13 protein-coding genes are annotated in these 16,811 nt (G+C 59.7%); 11 read left to right on the top strand and 2 right to left on the bottom strand.

What is annotated here, in order from left to right; translation table 11 throughout:
- Window positions 1–157: 157 nt before the first annotated feature.
- The 6 genes from ABWV89_RS05275 (at window position 158) to zapE (ending at window position 9,841) form a co-directional block, all read left to right on the top strand.
- Window positions 158–2,062 carry a propionate--CoA ligase gene (locus ABWV89_RS05275; RefSeq protein WP_353394987.1) on the top strand — a complete coding sequence of 635 codons (1,905 nt, stop codon included), beginning with the start codon at window positions 158–160 and terminating at the stop codon, window positions 2,060–2,062.
- 161 nt (window positions 2,063–2,223) lie between these two features.
- Window positions 2,224–2,598 carry an ArsR/SmtB family transcription factor gene (locus ABWV89_RS05270; RefSeq protein WP_353394985.1) on the top strand — a complete coding sequence of 125 codons (375 nt, stop codon included), beginning with the start codon at window positions 2,224–2,226 and terminating at the stop codon, window positions 2,596–2,598.
- 256 nt (window positions 2,599–2,854) lie between these two features.
- Entirely contained in the window at window positions 2,855–5,746 is a 2,892-nt protein-coding gene (locus ABWV89_RS05265; RefSeq protein WP_353394983.1) for a 2-oxoglutarate dehydrogenase E1 component, read from the top strand.
- 98 nt (window positions 5,747–5,844) lie between these two features.
- Window positions 5,845–7,107: a 2-oxoglutarate dehydrogenase complex dihydrolipoyllysine-residue succinyltransferase gene (gene odhB / locus ABWV89_RS05260; protein ID WP_353394981.1), complete on the top strand. Its 1,263-nt coding sequence runs from the start codon at window positions 5,845–5,847 to the stop codon at window positions 7,105–7,107.
- 145 nt (window positions 7,108–7,252) lie between these two features.
- A complete protein-coding gene (gene lpdA / locus ABWV89_RS05255; protein ID WP_353394979.1) occupies window positions 7,253–8,680 on the top strand; it encodes a dihydrolipoyl dehydrogenase in 1,428 nt (475 codons plus the stop codon).
- A 63-nt stretch (window positions 8,681–8,743) separates the two neighbouring features.
- Window positions 8,744–9,841 carry a cell division protein ZapE gene (gene zapE, locus ABWV89_RS05250; RefSeq protein WP_353394976.1) on the top strand — a complete coding sequence of 366 codons (1,098 nt, stop codon included), beginning with the start codon at window positions 8,744–8,746 and terminating at the stop codon, window positions 9,839–9,841.
- Between the two features lie 61 nt (window positions 9,842–9,902).
- On the opposite strand, the gene ABWV89_RS05245 is transcribed toward zapE, so the two are convergent.
- Both ABWV89_RS05245 and ABWV89_RS05240 read right to left on the bottom strand, forming a co-directional pair.
- Entirely contained in the window at window positions 9,903–10,667 is a 765-nt protein-coding gene (locus ABWV89_RS05245; RefSeq protein ID WP_353394974.1) for a PP2C family protein-serine/threonine phosphatase, read from the bottom strand.
- A gap of 173 nt (window positions 10,668–10,840) precedes the next feature.
- Window positions 10,841–11,638, bottom strand: coding sequence for an outer membrane protein assembly factor BamD (locus ABWV89_RS05240; RefSeq protein ID WP_353394972.1), 798 nt, complete (start codon window positions 11,636–11,638; stop codon window positions 10,841–10,843).
- Window positions 11,639–11,682: 44 nt separating this feature from the next.
- Between ABWV89_RS05240 and ABWV89_RS05235 the strand changes: the two genes are divergently transcribed.
- The 5 genes from ABWV89_RS05235 to rlmN all read left to right on the top strand — a co-directional run bounded on the left by ABWV89_RS05235 (window position 11,683) and on the right by rlmN (window position 16,766).
- Window positions 11,683–12,732, top strand: coding sequence for an RluA family pseudouridine synthase (locus ABWV89_RS05235; RefSeq protein ID WP_502903135.1), 1,050 nt, complete (start codon window positions 11,683–11,685; stop codon window positions 12,730–12,732).
- Between the two features lie 122 nt (window positions 12,733–12,854).
- The gene (scpB, locus tag ABWV89_RS05230) at window positions 12,855–13,826 is read left to right on the top strand and encodes an SMC-Scp complex subunit ScpB (protein WP_353394970.1); all 972 of its coding nucleotides are present in this window, start codon (window positions 12,855–12,857) and stop codon (window positions 13,824–13,826) included.
- Window positions 13,735–15,054, top strand: coding sequence for a pseudouridine synthase (locus ABWV89_RS05225; protein ID WP_502903134.1), 1,320 nt, complete (start codon window positions 13,735–13,737; stop codon window positions 15,052–15,054). The genes scpB and ABWV89_RS05225 overlap by 92 nt, the downstream gene beginning before the upstream one ends.
- Window positions 15,055–15,155: 101 nt before the next feature.
- A complete protein-coding gene (gene ndk / locus ABWV89_RS05220) occupies window positions 15,156–15,581 on the top strand; it encodes a nucleoside-diphosphate kinase (RefSeq protein ID WP_353394968.1) in 426 nt (141 codons plus the stop codon).
- Between the two features lie 48 nt (window positions 15,582–15,629).
- Complete coding sequence (rlmN, locus tag ABWV89_RS05215) at window positions 15,630–16,766, top strand: dual-specificity RNA methyltransferase RlmN (RefSeq protein WP_353394967.1); 1,137 nt, start codon at window positions 15,630–15,632, stop codon at window positions 16,764–16,766.
- Window positions 16,767–16,811: the final 45 nt, after the last annotated feature.

Raw genomic sequence — 16,811 nt, 5'->3', positions numbered from 1 at the left:
GGTGATTCCCGGGCGAGGCGTTCAGGGCTTGAAGCCAGTTTTGTCAGGCGCCCGAAAGTCTTGGATTCATAATTATGAATTCTGTATGATGGCCGCCCCGCCCACAGGGCAGGTGCGGCCATCCCATGCGCACGCAAGAAGTCGAGGAGACATCACGATGAGTCAAGACCAGAGTTATGCCGAGTTCCATCGCCGATCCATCGAAGACCGTGACGGTTTCTGGCGCGAGCAGGCCGAGATGATCGATTGGCACAAGCCATTCGATCAGGTCTGCGACTACACCAACCCGCCATTTGCCAAGTGGTTCGTGGGAGGGCAAACCAACCTTTGCCACAACGCTGTGGACCGGCACCTCAAGGATCGCGCCGATCAGAACGCGCTGATCTTTGTGTCCACCGAAACCGATACCGAGAAGGCCTACACCTTCAAGGAGTTGCATGCCGAGGTCAGTCGCATGGCGGCCATCTATCAGCAGCTGGGGGTCAAAAAGGGCGACCGGGTCCTGATCTACATGCCCATGATTGCCGAGGCCTGCTTTGCCATGCTGGCATGTGCACGGATTGGAGCCATCCACTCGGTCGTGTTTGGTGGGTTCGCAAGCCATTCCCTGGCCAGCCGTATCGATGACGCCCAGCCCTCCCTGATTGTCAGCTCGGATGCGGGCATGCGTGGGGGCAAAGTGGTGCCATACAAGCACCTTCTGGATGAGGCCATCAACCAATCCAAACACAAGCCGGCGAAAGTCCTGATGGTCAACCGGGGGCTGGCCGACCTGTCACCCGTCGCTGGCCGCGACGAGGACTATGCGAGCTTGCGCGAAGCGAACATGGACGCCCAGGTTCCCTGTGAGTGGGTCGACAGCACACACCCCAGCTACATCTTGTACACGAGTGGAACGACCGGAAAGCCCAAGGGGGTTCAGCGTGACACGGCGGGCTATGCCGTGGCGCTGGCGGCGTCCATGAAACACATCTACATGGGAGAGCCAGGCGAGACATATTTCTCCACCAGCGACATCGGATGGGTGGTGGGGCACAGCTACATCATCTATGGCCCTTTGATTCGCGGAATGGCCACCATCATGTACGAAGGCCTGCCCGTTCGGCCCGATGCCGGCATCTGGTGGAGCCTGGTTGAAAAGTACAAGGTCACCGTCATGTTCAGTGCGCCCACGGCTGCTCGCGTTCTCAAGAAGCAAGACCCGGCCTACCTTTCCAAATACGACCTTTCGAGCCTCAAGGCCCTGTTTCTGGCCGGAGAGCCGCTCGACGAGCCCACGGCCACCTGGATCGCGGACGCCATCAAGCGCCCCATCATTGACAACTACTGGCAGACCGAGACGGGCTGGCCAATCATGGCCATTTGCAACGGGGTGGAGGACGCGCCGACGAAGTTTGGCTCGCCTGGAAAGGCCGTGTACGGCTATGACGTCCGTCTGATCGACGAGACGACTGGTGAAGAGATCAAGGAACCCAACAAAAAAGGCGTGATTGCCGTTGAGGGTCCGCTGCCGCCGGGGTGCCTCCAGACCGTCTGGGGCGACGATGATCGCTACGTGAAGACGTATTGGTCCAGCATCCACAACAGGGTCATGTACAGCACCTTTGACTGGGGCGTTCGCGATGAAGACGGGTATTTCTTCATCCTTGGCCGCACCGACGATGTGATCAACGTCGCGGGCCACCGGCTGGGTACCCGTGAAATCGAAGAGAGCATCTCCAGTCATGCCAATGTGGCCGAGGTGGCCGTTGTCGGCGTGGCCGATCAGCTCAAGGGGCAGGTGGCCGTTGCATTTGCCGTGCTCAAGGATGCCTCGGTTGCTGATACCCCTGAAGCTGCGCTCAAGCTGGAAGGCGAGATCATGAAAGTGGTCGATAGTCAGCTTGGAGCGGTTGCCCGTCCGGCGCGCGTGCGCTTCGTCAGCGTTCTGCCCAAGACCCGGTCTGGCAAGCTGCTGCGCCGTGCCATTCAGGCTGTCTGCGAGGGGCGTGACCCCGGTGATCTCACTACCATGGAGGATCCGGCTGCGCTTCAGCAGGTCAAGGATCTCGTCTCAAACTGAGCGGTTGAAAAATGAGGCAATTTTCCACGGAACAGCTTGCTGTTCCTGGGAATTGTCTCATTCAGAAGCAGATTGTCCGGTCCGCAGTTGGTGGCTGTCAGGATTTGTAAGTATGATCCGTCTCTGGATTCATGCTTATATTGGTCTAAGGTACAGCTCAAATGGAAGAGATGATCAGCGGCAATGCCCAGGTGGAAAAAGCCAGGGTGTTTGAAATGGCAGCAGAGCTCTTTGGTGTTCTGGCGACCCCGATGCGCTTGCGCATTCTCAGTGCGTTGTGCGACAAGGAGAAGTCTGTTTCTCAGTTGCTCAAGGAAATCGAGACCACTCAGCCCAACCTCTCGCAGCACCTGAACCTGTTGTACAGGGCAGGCGTGCTGGCCAAGCGCAAGGAGGGCACGCAGGTGATTTATCGCGTGCAGAGCGAGAAGGCCGTGACACTTTGCCGCACTGTTTGTACCCAGATTGCCATCGAGATGGACGAGCCAGGCTCGGTGCCCGCCTCTGAGCGACTGTCGCCTCGGGTTTCCTCCTGAGAGACCGTTACGTCACTGAACAGCAGGACCCGCTTCAGAGCGGGTCTTTTTTTGCCGATTCAACGTTGCACATGCAGCAAAGGTCGGCGGGATCTGCAAATAATTTCCCGCAGGCCGCCATCGGATGGCACAATGCGAATTGCAGTCAGGTCCTTCCAAAGTCACTGTCGCATCCGCCAACCGGTCAAGCCGTGTCGCGGAAGGTTTCTTCTAACCAGCTAATGCTTCCCGAAGGGGAGCGGAGGTCAGCGCATCCATGAGCGATACCCAAGCTAACGGGGGTGGCGTCTACGTCGCCTACAAGACCAACTCGTATCTTTTCGGGGGCAACGCGCCCTACGTCGAAGAGATGTACGAGCGATACCTGGACAACCCCAGTAGCGTTCCAGACAACCTGCGTCAGTACTTTGACGCCCTGCAAAACGTCCCGGCTGCCGATGGCAGCGACACCAAGGACATTCCCCACATGCCTGTCATCAATGCTTTCGCCGAGCGCGCGAAGCAGGGTGGCACGCAGGTCGTCATCGCCGCCGGCGCCGACTCCGACCTGGGGCGAAAGCGGGTGGCCGTCCAGCAGCTGATTGCGGCTTATCGCAACATCGGTTCCCGCTGGGCCGACCTCGATCCACTCAAGCGTACGGAGCGCGAGCACATCCAGGAGCTCGATCCCAGCTACTACGGATTCGCTGACGCGGATTTCGAGACCGTCTTCAACACGAGCAATACCTTCTTCGGCAAGGAAGTCATGTCCTTGCGCGATTTGCTCAATGCCCTGCGCGACACCTACTGCGGCACCATTGCTGCCGAGTACATGTTCATCACCGATCAGACGCAAAAGCGCTGGTGGCAGGAGAAGCTCGAGTCGTCCCGCGGCAAGGGCCCGCTGACGGTCGAGAAGAAGAAGCACATTCTGGAAAGACTCACTGCCGCTGAAGGGCTGGAGCGTTTCCTTCACACCAGATACGTGGGGCAGAAGCGGTTCTCGCTGGAGGGCGGCGAGAGTTTCATCGCCTCCATGGATGAACTGATCCAGCAGGCCGGTGCCCAGGGCGTGCAGGAAATCGTGATCGGCATGGCCCACCGTGGACGCCTGAACGTGCTGGTGAACACCCTGGGCAAGATGCCCAAGGATCTGTTCGCCGAGTTTGACCACACGGCTCCGGAAGACCTGCCAGCAGGTGACGTCAAATACCACCAAGGCTTCAGTTCCGATGTTTCCACCAGTGGCGGACCGGTCCACCTGTCCCTGGCTTTCAACCCTTCGCATCTGGAGATCGTGAACCCGGTGGTCGAAGGTTCGGTTCGCGCTCGCATGGATCGTCGTGGCGACGACAAGGGCGCTACCGTTCTGCCGGTGCTGGTGCACGGCGATGCAGCATTCGCAGGGCAGGGCGTCAACATGGAGACGCTGGCGCTGTCCCAGACCCGAGGCTACCGCACGGGCGGCACGGTGCACATCATCATCAACAACCAGATCGGATTCACCACCTCCGATCCCCGGGATCTGCGTTCTACCCTGTACTGCACCGACATCGTCAAAGGCGTCGAGTGCCCGGTGCTGCATGTCAATGGCGACGATCCTGAAGCTGTGGTGTTCGCGACCCAACTGGCACTTGAGTACCGCATGACCTTCGGCAAGGACGTGGTGGTCGATCTGGTGTGTTTCCGCAAGCTTGGCCACAACGAGCAGGACACTCCCGGCCTGACGCAGCCGCTGATGTACAGCAAGATCAACAAACACCCGGGCACCCGCAAGATTTACGCGGACAAGCTCGCGGCGCAAGGTCTTGGCGAGACGCTGGGTGACGACATGGTCAAGGCATACCGTGCCGCCATGGATGCGGGCAAGCACACCGTTGACCCAGTGCTGACCAACTTCAAGAGCAAGTACGCCGTTGACTGGTCGCCATTCCTTGGCAAGAAATGGACGGACTATGCCGAAACTGCCATTCCGATGGCTGAGTGGCAGCGTTTGGCCGAGCGCATCACCACCTTGCCCGAGGAAGCGCATCCGCACAACCTGGTCAAGAAGGTTTACGACGATCGCGCAGCGATGGGTCGTGGCGACATCAACGTCGACTGGGGTATGGGTGAACACATGGCCTTTGCCTCCCTGGTGGCCAGTGGCTACCCGGTTCGCCTCTCTGGCGAGGATTCGGGTCGTGGAACCTTCTCGCACCGCCATTCAGTCATTCATGACCAGAATCGCGAGACCTGGCATCACGGCAGCTATATCCCGCTGCAACACGTCTCCGACAAGCAGGCACCATTCACTGTCATCGACTCTATCCTCTCCGAGGAGGCTGTCCTGGGCTTTGAATATGGCTACGCCTCCAACGATCCCAACACCCTGGTGATCTGGGAAGCTCAGTTTGGCGACTTTGCCAACGGTGCACAGGTGGTGATCGATCAGTTCATCGCTTCCGGAGAAGTGAAGTGGGGACGCGTCAACGGCATCACCCTGATGCTGCCGCATGGATATGAAGGGCAGGGACCAGAGCACAGCTCTGCCCGTGTGGAGCGTTTCATGCAGCTGGCGGCCGACGCCAACATGCAGGTGGTGCAACCCACCACAGCCAGCCAGATCTTCCACGTTCTGCGTCGTCAGATGCTGCGTGAGCTGCGCAAGCCGCTGATCATCTTTACGCCGAAGTCGCTTCTGCGTAACAAGGACGCGACCTCGCCGATCTCCGAGTTCACCACAGGTGGTTTCCAGACGGTGATTCCTGAGCATGACGAAACCGTGGTCAAGAACGCCGCGAAGGTCAAGCGCGTGATCTGCTGCTCTGGCAAGGTTTATTACGACCTGGTCAAGAAGCGCGAAGCCAGCGGTGCGGACGATGTTGCCATCATCCGTGTCGAGCAGCTGTACCCATTCCCGCACAAGGCTTTCTCTGCGGAAATGAAGCGCTTTTCGAACGCGAAAGACGTTGTCTGGTGTCAGGACGAGCCGCAAAACCAGGGTGCCTGGTTCTTTGTGCAGCACCAGATTCACGAAAACATGCTGGACGGTCAGCGCCTCGGCTATGCCGGGCGCGCTGCATCTGCATCGCCTGCAGTGGGCTATGCCCACCTGCACCAGGAGCAACAGAAGGCCCTCATCGAGGCTGCCTTCGGCAAGCTCAAAGGCTTTGTTCTCAGCAAGTAATTCTGGCGGTCACTGAGCGGACAAGGTCTGGCACCGTCAAGAACAAGCCGGACGCCGCTCAGCCGCAACGCACAACGTAATTCAGGATACCCACAAAAATGGCAATCGTAGAAGTCAAAGTTCCCCAGCTCTCCGAATCTGTGGCCGAGGCCACGCTGCTGGAGTGGAAGAAAAAGGTTGGTGAAGCCGTCGCAGTCGACGAAATCCTCATTGAAATCGAAACGGACAAGGTCGTGCTGGAGTGCCCTGCGCCTTCAGCTGGTGTGATCGTTGAAATCGTGGAAGGCGACGGTGCAACCGTGGCTGCCGACCAGGTCATCGCCAAAATCGACACGGAAGCCAGCGCTGGTGCAGCTGCTCCCGCACCTGCAGCCGCTGCTGCAGCGCCAGCCGCAGCTGCTTCACCCGCACCCGCAGCAGCACCAGCTGCTGCTGCAGGCGGAAGCATGTCTGGCGTGGCCATGCCTGCCGCGGCAAAGATCATGGCGGACAAGGGCATGGCACCCGGTACGGTTCAGGGCACTGGCAAGGACGGCCGCATCACCAAGGGTGATGTTCTCGCTGCCGGCAACAAGCCCGCCGCACCGGCTGCTGCCATTCCAACCGGAGCACCGACCAAGGTGCTGCCGCAGGTGCAGACCATCACCCCGGATCTGGGCGACCGTCCAGAAGAGCGCGTGCCGATGTCCCGCCTGCGCGCACGTGTGGCAGAGCGTCTGCTGCAGTCGCAGGCAACCAACGCCATTCTCACCACGTTCAACGAGGTGAACATGGCGCCGGTGATGCAGATGCGCAAGCGTTTTCAGGACAAGTTCGAGAAAGAGCATGGCGTCCGACTTGGCTTCATGAGCTTCTTCGTCAAGGCGGCGGTGCATGCGCTCAAGAAATACCCTGTGCTCAACGCATCTGTCGATGGCAATGACATCGTTTACCACGGCTACTTCGACGTCGGTATCGCTGTTGGCTCGCCACGCGGCCTGGTGGTGCCCATCTTGCGCAATGCCGACCAGATGAGCTTCTCCGATATCGAGAAGAAGATTGCCGAGTTTGGCCAGAAAGCCAAAGACGGAAAGATCGGTCTTGACGACCTCACGGGCGGCACCTTCTCCATCTCCAACGGCGGCGTCTTTGGCTCTATGCTCTCGACGCCCATCATCAACCCCCCACAAGCGGCCATTCTGGGCGTGCACGCCACCAAGGACCGTGCTGTGGTGGAGAACGGCGAAATCGTGATCCGTCCGATGAACTATCTGGCGATGTCGTACGACCACCGAATCATTGACGGCCGCGAAGCTGTACTGGGTCTGGTGGCCATGAAGGAAGCGCTGGAAGATCCTTCCCGCCTGTTGTTCGACATTTGATCCATCCCCTGTCGCCTTGAGCGACGCCCGGAGGGACAGCGCCCGCTGAGCCGGCAACACCGGACCGGCGGCGCGCCCGAAGGGAATCGGATACACGTCAGACGCCGTCATCCGGCTATGACGTCAACCAGAAAGAAAGCACATCATGTCCCAAGCATTTGACGTTGTCGTGATTGGTGCCGGCCCAGGCGGTTACATCGCTGCCATTCGCGCCGCCCAGCTCGGCTTCAAGGTCGCCTGTATCGATGAGTGGAAAAACGCCGCCGGCGGCCCGGCCCCGGGCGGCACCTGCACCAATGTCGGCTGCATTCCGTCCAAGGCATTGCTGCAGTCGTCCGAGCACTTTGAACACGCCAACAAGCACTTTGCCGACCATGGCATTTCCGTCAAGGACGTCAAGATGGACGTCGCCAAGATGGTTGCGCGCAAAGACGAAGTGGTCAAGCAGAATAACGACGGCATCCTGTACCTGTTCAAGAAGAACAAGGTCACTTTTTTCCACGGGCGCGGCTCTTTTGGCAAGGCTGTCGACGGTGGGTATGAGATCAAGGTCTCAGGCGCCAAGGAAGAGACCCTGACAGGCAAGCAGGTCGTTGTGGCCACCGGTTCCAGCGCCCGCCAGCTGCCGGGTGTCGAGTTCGACGAAGTCAACGTGCTGTCCAACGATGGTGCACTGCGTCTTGGCGCTGTGCCCAAGAAAATGGCCATGATCGGCTCCGGTGTGATTGGCCTGGAAATGGGCTCGGTCTGGCGCCGTCTCGGCACGGAAGTGACCATCCTCGAGGCCATGCCAGCCTTCCTGTCTGCAGTGGACGACCAGATTGCCAAGGAAGCCAAGAAAGCCTTCGACAAGCAGGGCCTGAAGGTCGAACTGGGTGTGAAAGTAGGCGAGGTCAAATCCACCAAGACAAAAGTCAACATCACCTACACGGATGCGAAAGGCGCAGAGCAGAAGCTCAGCGTCGACAAACTCATCGTCTCCATTGGTCGTGTGCCCAATACCACGGGACTCAATGCTGAAGCCGTAGGCCTGCAACTGGATGATCGTGGTGCCATCGTTGTCGATGCCGACTGCAAGACCAACCTTCCCGGCGTCTGGGCTGTGGGTGACGTTGTGCGTGGCCCCATGCTGGCACACAAGGCCGAGGAAGAGGGCGTTGCGGTGGCCGAGCGCATGGCGGGCCAGCACGGGCACGTCAATTTCGGCACCATCCCATGGGTGATCTACACCAGCCCTGAGATCGCCTGGGTCGGTCGCACCGAGCAGCAGCTCAAGGCTGACGGCGTCAAGTACAAGGCTGGCACTTTTCCGTTCATGGCCAATGGTCGCGCCCGCGCGCTCGGCGATACCACTGGCATGGTGAAATTCCTGGCTGACGCCGAAACCGACGAAATCCTGGGTGTTCACATTGTTGGTCCCATGGCGTCCGAGTTGATTTCCGAGGCTGTGGTTGCCATGGAGTTCCGTGCGAGCAGCGAGGACATCGCCCGGATCTGCCATGCACACCCCTCACTGTCTGAAGCGACCAAGGAAGCGGCTCTGGCCGTGGACAAGCGGACGCTGAACTTCTGAAAGCGACGATCGGGGTTGCGCGAGAGACAGTTGCTCCTCGCTGACCCCGTTACAGTGCCGAACATGTCCGTCCGTTCGTTTTATGAGGCCGCGCTCAAGGAGCGCGGCTTTTCTTCTGACCCTGCGCAGTTGCGTGCCATTGATGCGCTAGAGCGCTGCGCTTCAGAGTGGGCTACATACAAGCAGCGACGCTCAAACGCGCTGAAGAAGGTCTTCAACAACCCTGATGTGCCGCGCGGGGTGTACATGTTCGGCGGAGTGGGGCGGGGCAAGAGCTTCCTGATGGACTGCTTCTATCAGGCTGTACCCATCCAGCGAAAAACGCGTTTGCACTTTCACGAGTTCATGCGTGAGGTGCACCGCGAGCTGCGCGAGCTGCAAGGGACCATGAACCCGCTTGACGAGCTTGGCAGGCGCATGGCCAAGCGGTACAAGCTGGTCTGCTTCGATGAGTTTCATGTGGCGGACGTGACGGATGCCATGATTCTTCACCGTCTGCTCGAATCACTGTTTCGCTCGGGCGTCGGGTTTGTCACCACTTCCAACTTTCATCCGGACGGACTCTATCCCGACGGTTTGCACCGGGACAGAATTCTGCCGGCCATCGAGTTGCTCAACAAAAAGCTCGAAGTCATCAATGTCGACAACGGTACCGACTACCGGCAGCGCACGCTGAGTCAGGTGGCGCTGTACCACTGTCCATTGGGCAATGCGGCGGAAACCGCCATGGCGGAAGCATTTGGTCAGCTGGCGGAGGCGGCCGACGAGGTGCCGGAGGTCAGGATCGAGAGTCGGTGTATTCCAGCCCGTCGAAAGGCGGGAGGGGTGATCTGGTTCGACTTCAAGTCATTGTGTGGTGGGCCTCGCTCACAAAACGACTATCTGGAGATTGCGACTCAGTTCCACACGGTGCTGCTGTCCAACGTTCCTCAGATGGCCGTTCGCCACGCTTCAGAGGCCAGACGCTTCACCTGGCTGATCGATGTCTTGTACGACCGTCATGTGAAACTGATCATGTCCGCGGAAGTGCAGCCAGACGCCCTGTATCTCGACGGCCCCATGTCACATGAGTTTCCTCGAACGGTTTCGCGCCTGAACGAAATGCAGTCAGCGGAATACCTTGCGCTGGAGCACAGGGTTGTGGATACGGGCCTGACATGAGGCAGTTCCCGGGGCGCCAGCGCCAGTGATCAAGGTCCGGCCGTCGCAGTGGCCTTGGGACTCAGGTGAGTGCCTCAACCTTGACGATGACCAGTGAAAGGTTGTCGCCCATGCCTTTGGCACGCGTGCGGGCCTTCTGGATGAGAAACTCACAGGCCTCGCGTGGCGAGAGCATTTCTACGGTACTGGCCAGCTCTTCTGGCGTGAAGTAGTGCCAGATGCCATCGCTGCACGCCAGCAAGGCATCACCGATCAGCAGCTTGGGAATGACGTGCAGATCAATAGGAGGCTCGTTCTCTGTGCCCAGGCAGCCCATCAGAATGTTGCCGTGCGGGTGCTCCAGTGCCTCTTCTTCGGTGATCTCGCCCTGGTCAACCAGCGTCTGAACATAAGAATGGTCTTTCGTGCGGCAGACCATTTTTTCGCCCTTGAACTGGTAGATACGGGAGTCTCCTGCATGGGCCCAGTGGCAGTCCCCGGCGGGATTGATGAGAAAGGCCGCAATGGTGCTGTGCGGCTCCTGCTCTGCCGAAACCGCTGTCAGCTTGATGACGAGGTGAGACTCTTCGACGATCTGCTTGAGAATGGCAGCCGGGTCGTCGGAATTGGGGTCATATCGCTCAAACAGCTGGCGCGCTGTGAGCATGACCTGATCCGAAGCCTTGCGCCCGCCGCTTCGACCGCCCATGCCATCAGCCACCACGGCAAGCAGACAGCCTTGCGCACGGGGATGGTGCAGAAGGCAGACTTGATCTTGTTGGTAGTCGCGATCGCCCCGGTGAATACCGGTCGATGCATTGATACGGAACCCTTTGGCCTTGGACATTTTTTGGCGTTCAACTGCTGATCAGACGAGAAACTGACTCATGGTAACAATTTCTGGCTAATTCTCGGCGGGGTTTGATTGGTATTCAGTGGTACCAGGCCTCAAACGACTGCCTGGTTGGGCAATCGTTGCTTTCACCCAACCAAGTTATTGGCCGGACCTGCCGAAGCCGGTCACCAGAGTTTCCACCACGGGTCTTCACCTGTGAGGTTGCCTGTCTTGAGCACCTGACTGTCCGGGTAGGATGCCTTGAGTACGCGAAGCGCGTCATCACGCAGGTCGGTCATCCCCAATGCATCGTATGACTTGAACATAAGGTACAGAGCCGCCTCGTTCGCAGGAGCGTCCGGGTACTCGGCGATGGCCGCCTGGGCACGGTTGACGGCTGCGAGGTAAGCGCCACGGTCATAGTAGTAGCGCGCGACGTGAACTTCGGACTGCGCCAGTGAGTTGACGATGTACTTCATCCTCAGGCGTGCATCGGCTGCGTAGCGTGAGGCAGGGAACCGGGTAGCCAGTTCCCTGAATGACTCGAACGACTCCTTGGCAGCATTCTGGTCCCGCTCAGAGAGGTCCTGCCGTGACAGGCTGCCGAAGAGCCCCAGGTTGTCGTTGAAGTTGATCAACCCGCGAAGGTACAGGGCGTAGTCCAGCGCCGGGCTGGCGGGGTGGAGCTTCAGGAACCGGTCGATGGCTGCCAGCGCCTGTGCCTGCTCTCCGGCCTTGTAGTGGGTGTAAGCTTTTTCCAGCTGAGCCTGCTCAGCCAGTGGCGTGCCGGCAGCCCTGCCTTCGAGCTTTTCCAGAAGCTTGACAGCCTTGTCGGTATTGCCGGAGTCGCGCTCGTCCTGCGCTTCGGTGTAGATTTTGTTCGGGCTCCAGCCTGCTGTTTCGTCTTCGGGCGTGCTGCTGCAACCGGTCAGGCCAGCGCCAAGCGCCGCCATTGCCAGTGCCACAGCCGATAATCTGAGCATTTGCTTCACACGCAAGCCTTTACAAATAGTCGGGAAAGCCTAGTTTGAATCGGGAAATTATATCGAGCAAGGTGCTCTCAGCCGTGGCCAAAGGTGGTGCTGAGCCAGAGTCCTCGAGTGAGCGGGACGATGATCTTGGCCAGCAGGCAGAGATGCGCACTTTCACGCTCGACAGCAAGTGCCACGGCCTGCGGTTGGACAAGGTAATGGCGCAATTGGTTCCGGACGTTTCGCGAAGCTACCTTCAGCAGCTGGTTCAAGACGGTGCTGTGACCCTGGATGGAGCACCTGCGGGCAAACAGGCAGCGAAAGTGCGTGCCATGCAGGTGCTGTCGGTCGAGCTGAGACCGACAGAGCAGGCCAGGGCATTCGTGCCCGAACCCATGGATATCGATGTGGCCTACGAGGATGAGCATTTCATGGTCGTGCGCAAACCGGCCGGCCTGGTGGTTCACCCTGGCGCAGGCAACTGGACCGGAACCCTTCTCAACGGGCTGCTCGGGCGGGACGCTGTGGCTGCAGGCTTGCCTCGCGCAGGCATTGTTCACCGGCTGGACAAGGACACCTCCGGGTTGATGCTGGTTGGGCGCTCACGCCAGGGCATGGATGGCTTGACGGCTGCCATTGCTGAGCGGCGCGTCAAACGCCAGTATCTGGCCCTGGCGCTCGGTGTCTGGCGCGGGATGTCTGTGCTTGAGGTCGATGAGCCGATTGGCAGGGATTCCCGCAACCGGCTGCGAATGGCGGTTATTCCACCCGAGTCAACTTACGGAAAGCCAGCCAGAACCACCATCAGCCGGCTGGACAGCAACGAGATGGCCAGTCTGGTGGCCTGCCAGCTGCACACGGGACGAACGCATCAGATCCGGGTGCACATGGCTCATATCGGCCTGCCACTGGTGGGGGATGCCCTCTACGGAGGGGCTGTTCGCTGGGGGATGAGGCGCCAGGCCCTGCACGCAGTACGCCTCGCGCTGGTGCATCCCGTGACGGGCGAGAGCATGTGCTTTGACTGGGAGCCACCAGGAGATTTCGTGCACGCTGTTCAAGAGGCCGGCCTCCATTACAATGGGGTCAACATGCTCGAATCGTGACGTCGTGAGACGCTGCGAGCGCTCCCGGCACAAACGGGTTGCTCCGGTTCGTGCCATGCCCAGTTGCTGAGTTGGCCAGAGTTGCACATCCAGCCCACCTCTATTTCACACATCTTTCTGCCATGAACACGACGGAAGCTCGTCGGGTCCTCGAGACGGCCTTGATCTGTGCGCAACAGCCACTCACGGTCAGGGACATGGGGGCCTTGTTCGAACAAGAAGTTTCAGCGGATACCCTCAAGTCGCTCCTGGGCGGGCTTCAGGACGAATGGGCCCAGCGAGGCGTCGAGCTGATTCAGGTTGCGTCCGGCTGGCGGTTTCAGAGCCGCCCCGAGATGCGACCATATCTTGACCGCCTGAACCCCGAAAAGCCGCCCAAGTACTCGCGTGCCACCATGGAGACGCTGGCAATCATTGCCTATCGCCAGCCGGTCACCAGGGGGGATATGGAGGACATTCGCGGTGTGACGGTCAACTCGCTGATCATCAAACAGCTCGAGGACCGCGGGTGGATCGAAGTCATTGGCCACCGCGAAACTGTGGGTCGCCCGGCCTTGTTCGCCACGACCCGCCAGTTCCTCGATGATCTGGGTCTGACCTCTTTGGACCAGTTGCCACCGCTTGAAGGTGGTGACTTGCAGGAGTCTGCGTTGGACAAGCTGGCGCTGGATGTGCCTGCGTCGGCTGACGGTGGTGCCGATGCAGAGGCTGGAGTCGGGACCCTGCCAACAGATGACGGGCAGGAGACGATGGCTCTCGACGCCGGCGAAACGCTTTCGCAGGACGCGGATCAGACCGGTGTCGACCAGGACAACCCCGACGGACAAGGCGATGAAGTCGTGCTGGAAGACTTGCCGGAGACCGTTGCCACTGCCGACGCTCCCTCCGATGCATCAGATATCGCTGAGACCAGGGCGGACGACCTTGCAGGTCAAGAGGCCGACGCACAGCAACAAGCATCAGAAACCATATCCATGGTGACACCGGAAGCCAGCGCTTTCAATGCGCCATCCGCCCAGGGTCCAGGCGCTGAAGATGGCCCCAACAACGAGCAGGACAATGATGAGCGCGGAGAACGACCCAACATCGCCTAAGGGCAAAGGCCGGGAAGCCGGCGTGAACATCGGCACAGGCGAAGCGCACGATAGTCACGACTCTGTCGATCCGGCTGGTGACGATACGAGCGCAGGAGAACGGCTGGAATTTGGCGACGTGGTGTCAGGCGCCTTCGACGAGGCACAGGATGCGCCCGACGGTCATGGCAAGCCGGAAAAGCGCGTGTTGTTGCCCCAGCCCGATGCCCCCAAATTGCACAAGGTCCTGGCACAGGCAGGCATGGGTTCCCGCCTCGAAATGGAGCAGCTCATTCTGGAAGGCCGTATTTCGGTCAACAACCAGCCTGCCCACATCGGGCAGCGCATCCAGCATGGTGACAGCATCAAGATCAATGGCAAGCCGGTCAAGCTTCGCCTGGCACCTCCACCGACGCGCGTTCTGGCCTATCACAAGCCAGCGGGTGAGGTGGTGACACATGATGACCCTCAGAACCGTCCGACTGTCTTTCGACGCTTGCCCAGGTTGCATCAGGGCAAGTGGCAATCCGTGGGACGTTTGGATATCAACACCGAAGGGCTGCTCCTTCTGACCAGCTCGGGCGAACTGGCCAACCGCTTGATGCACCCCCGGTTTGGCCTTCAGCGTGAGTATGCTGTTCGGGTACTGGGCGCCCTGTCGGATGAAGAGAAGGATCGCCTTCTGGAGGGCGTCATGCTCGAAGATGGCGTGGCTCGCTTTGGCTCCATAGATGACGGTGGAGGTGAGGGTGCCAATTGCTGGTACCGGGTCACCATCGGGGAAGGACGCAATCGAGAAGTGCGCCGGATGTTTGATGCGGTGGGTCATGCTGTCAGCCGGCTGATCCGTATCCGGTATGGCGCAGTTGTGCTGCCCAGGGGGCTCAGGCGTGGTACCTGGGTCGAGCTGGATCGTCGTGATGTCGAGAAGCTCTCAGTGGCTGCTGGGCTCGGAGAGGGCGCCCGTGGCGGGAAGCCCGGTCGTTCGGGAGGTCGTCACCCTGCGGCACGGACCCGAGTCAGTGGGAAGGCAGACCTGCCTCCCGGTGGCTCCATGCCCTCCGCAGACAAAGAGCGCCGAAAGGGTGGCGGGAAAGGTGGTGCCAAGGGTGGGGCGACCGGGCGATCCGAGCAGCCGGATCCGATGAAGACCAGTTTTGGCTATATCGGACAAGATGCCTTGCAGCGTCAGCGTCAGCAACCCAATCGCAAGGGAAAGCGTGGCAAGCCAGGTGGCGGCCGGCGTTGAACTTCATCAATGCGGCGGTGTCTCAAGGCTCAGGCACCGGCGATGTAAAATCAAGAGCTTTGCTAAATCTACTCTTTTAGACCTTCTACCCAAGGATGACCATGGCTATCGAACGCACCCTTTCCATCATCAAACCTGATGCCGTCGCCAAGAACGTGATCGGCCAGATCTACGCCCGCTTCGAAGCAGCAGGCCTCAAGGTGGTGGCTGCCCGCATGAAGCACCTCTCGCGCCAGGAGGCAGAGGCTTTCTATGCAGTGCACAAGGAGCGTCCTTTCTTCAAGGACCTGGTGGACTTCATGATTTCCGGCCCTGTCATGATTCAGGCTCTGGAAGGCGAAGGCGCCATCCTCAAGAACCGCGACCTGATGGGCGCAACTGACCCCAAGAAGGCAGAGGCAGGCACTATCCGTGCAGACTTTGCTGACAGCATCGATGCCAACGCCGTACACGGCTCGGATGCGCCAGAAACCGCTGCTGTGGAAGTGGGCTTCTTTTTCCCCGGCATGGAAGTCTACAGCCGATAATTCGGCCCCCGGCCTGAGCTTGAAGCCTGGGCCGGGCAAGAAGTACATATGACGGTCAATCTTCTCGACTTCGATCTGGAAGGCCTGACCGCGTTTTGTGAGCGGCTGGGCGAGAAGCGGTTTCGCGCTGTCCAGCTGTTTCGCTGGATCCACCAGAAAGGTGCATCCCGCTTTGACCAGATGACAGATCTGGCCAAGAGCCTGCGTGAGCGCCTTCCCGGGCAATGCGAGATCCGGGGGCTTCAGGTGCTTTCGCAGCAGGAGTCGGCCGACGGCACGATCAAATGGCTGTTTGACGTGGGCGACGGAAACGCTGTCGAGTCCGTGTACATCCCCGAGGACAACCGCGGAACGCTATGTGTTTCGTCCCAGGCGGGGTGCGCGGTGGGATGCCGGTTCTGCTCGACGGGACACCAGGGCTTCTCACGCAATCTGAGCACCGGCGAAATCGTGGCGCAGCTGTGGTTTGCCGAGCATTTCCTGCGTCAGCGCCAGGGGTCACAGGAGCGCGTCATTTCCAACGTCGTGATGATGGGAATGGGTGAGCCACTGCAGAATTACTCTGCCTTGGTTCCAGCGCTCAGGACGATGCTGGATGACCATGGCTACGGGCTTTCCCGGCGGCGGCTGACGGTGTCAACTTCAGGTGTGGTACCGATGATGGACCGGCTGGCCAAGGATTGCCCTGTGGCATTGGCCGTGTCGCTCCACGCGCCGACAGATGCTTTGCGCGATGAGCTGGTTCCCCTGAACAGGAAATACCCGCTTGGAGAGCTGCTGGATGCCTGTGGGCGCTATCTTCCTCATGCGCCCCGGGATTTTGTGACCTTCGAGTACTGCATGCTTGATGGCGTCAATGACCGCCCCGAGGACGCGCAGGCCCTGATTGCCTTGTTGCGTCGTCACGGCGGCAATGGCGTGCCTTGCAAGCTGAACCTCATTCCATTCAACCCGTTTCCGGATTCAGGACTCGCATGCTCGCCACGACAGGCCGTACTGAAGTTTGCCCGGCTGCTCAATGATGCGGGTATCGTGACCACTGTTCGCAAGACGCGTGGCGACGATATCGATGCAGCATGCGGGCAGCTGGCTGGCGATGTGTTGGACCGCACCAACGCTTCGGAGCGAATGTCAAGGCGTCGTGTCGAGGCACGCGAAGTCCCCGTGACGTTTCACCGCACGTGAGTGAAACTCAAGGACCTATCAACGTCAGAAAAGCATAAAGAAGGA

Origin of the sequence: Hydrogenophaga sp. 5NK40-0174, from assembly GCF_040372165.1 — a bacterium.
Classification (GTDB): Bacteria; Pseudomonadota; Gammaproteobacteria; order Burkholderiales; family Burkholderiaceae_C; genus Hydrogenophaga.
This window is presented reverse-complemented; position numbering and strand designations above follow the sequence as displayed.

What these genes read in the sequence shown, in the direction of transcription:
- ABWV89_RS05275 (WP_353394987.1), top strand. Translation starts at nt 158, where the DNA reads ATGAGTCAAGACCAGAGTTATGCCGAGTTCCATCGCCGATCCATCGAA.
- ABWV89_RS05270 (WP_353394985.1), top strand. Translation starts at nt 2,224, where the DNA reads ATGGAAGAGATGATCAGCGGCAATGCCCAGGTGGAAAAAGCCAGGGTG.
- ABWV89_RS05265 (WP_353394983.1), top strand. Translation starts at nt 2,855, where the DNA reads ATGAGCGATACCCAAGCTAACGGGGGTGGCGTCTACGTCGCCTACAAG.
- odhB (WP_353394981.1), top strand. Translation starts at nt 5,845, where the DNA reads ATGGCAATCGTAGAAGTCAAAGTTCCCCAGCTCTCCGAATCTGTGGCC.
- lpdA (WP_353394979.1), top strand. Translation starts at nt 7,253, where the DNA reads ATGTCCCAAGCATTTGACGTTGTCGTGATTGGTGCCGGCCCAGGCGGT.
- zapE (WP_353394976.1), top strand. Translation starts at nt 8,744, where the DNA reads ATGTCCGTCCGTTCGTTTTATGAGGCCGCGCTCAAGGAGCGCGGCTTT.
- ABWV89_RS05245 (WP_353394974.1), bottom strand. Translation starts at nt 10,667, where the DNA reads ATGTCCAAGGCCAAAGGGTTCCGTATCAATGCATCGACCGGTATTCAC.
- ABWV89_RS05240 (WP_353394972.1), bottom strand. Translation starts at nt 11,638, where the DNA reads ATGCTCAGATTATCGGCTGTGGCACTGGCAATGGCGGCGCTTGGCGCT.
- scpB (WP_353394970.1), top strand. Translation starts at nt 12,855, where the DNA reads ATGAACACGACGGAAGCTCGTCGGGTCCTCGAGACGGCCTTGATCTGT.
- ABWV89_RS05225 (WP_502903134.1), top strand. Translation starts at nt 13,735, where the DNA reads ATGCGCCATCCGCCCAGGGTCCAGGCGCTGAAGATGGCCCCAACAACG.
- ndk (WP_353394968.1), top strand. Translation starts at nt 15,156, where the DNA reads ATGGCTATCGAACGCACCCTTTCCATCATCAAACCTGATGCCGTCGCC.
- rlmN (WP_353394967.1), top strand. Translation starts at nt 15,630, where the DNA reads ATGACGGTCAATCTTCTCGACTTCGATCTGGAAGGCCTGACCGCGTTT.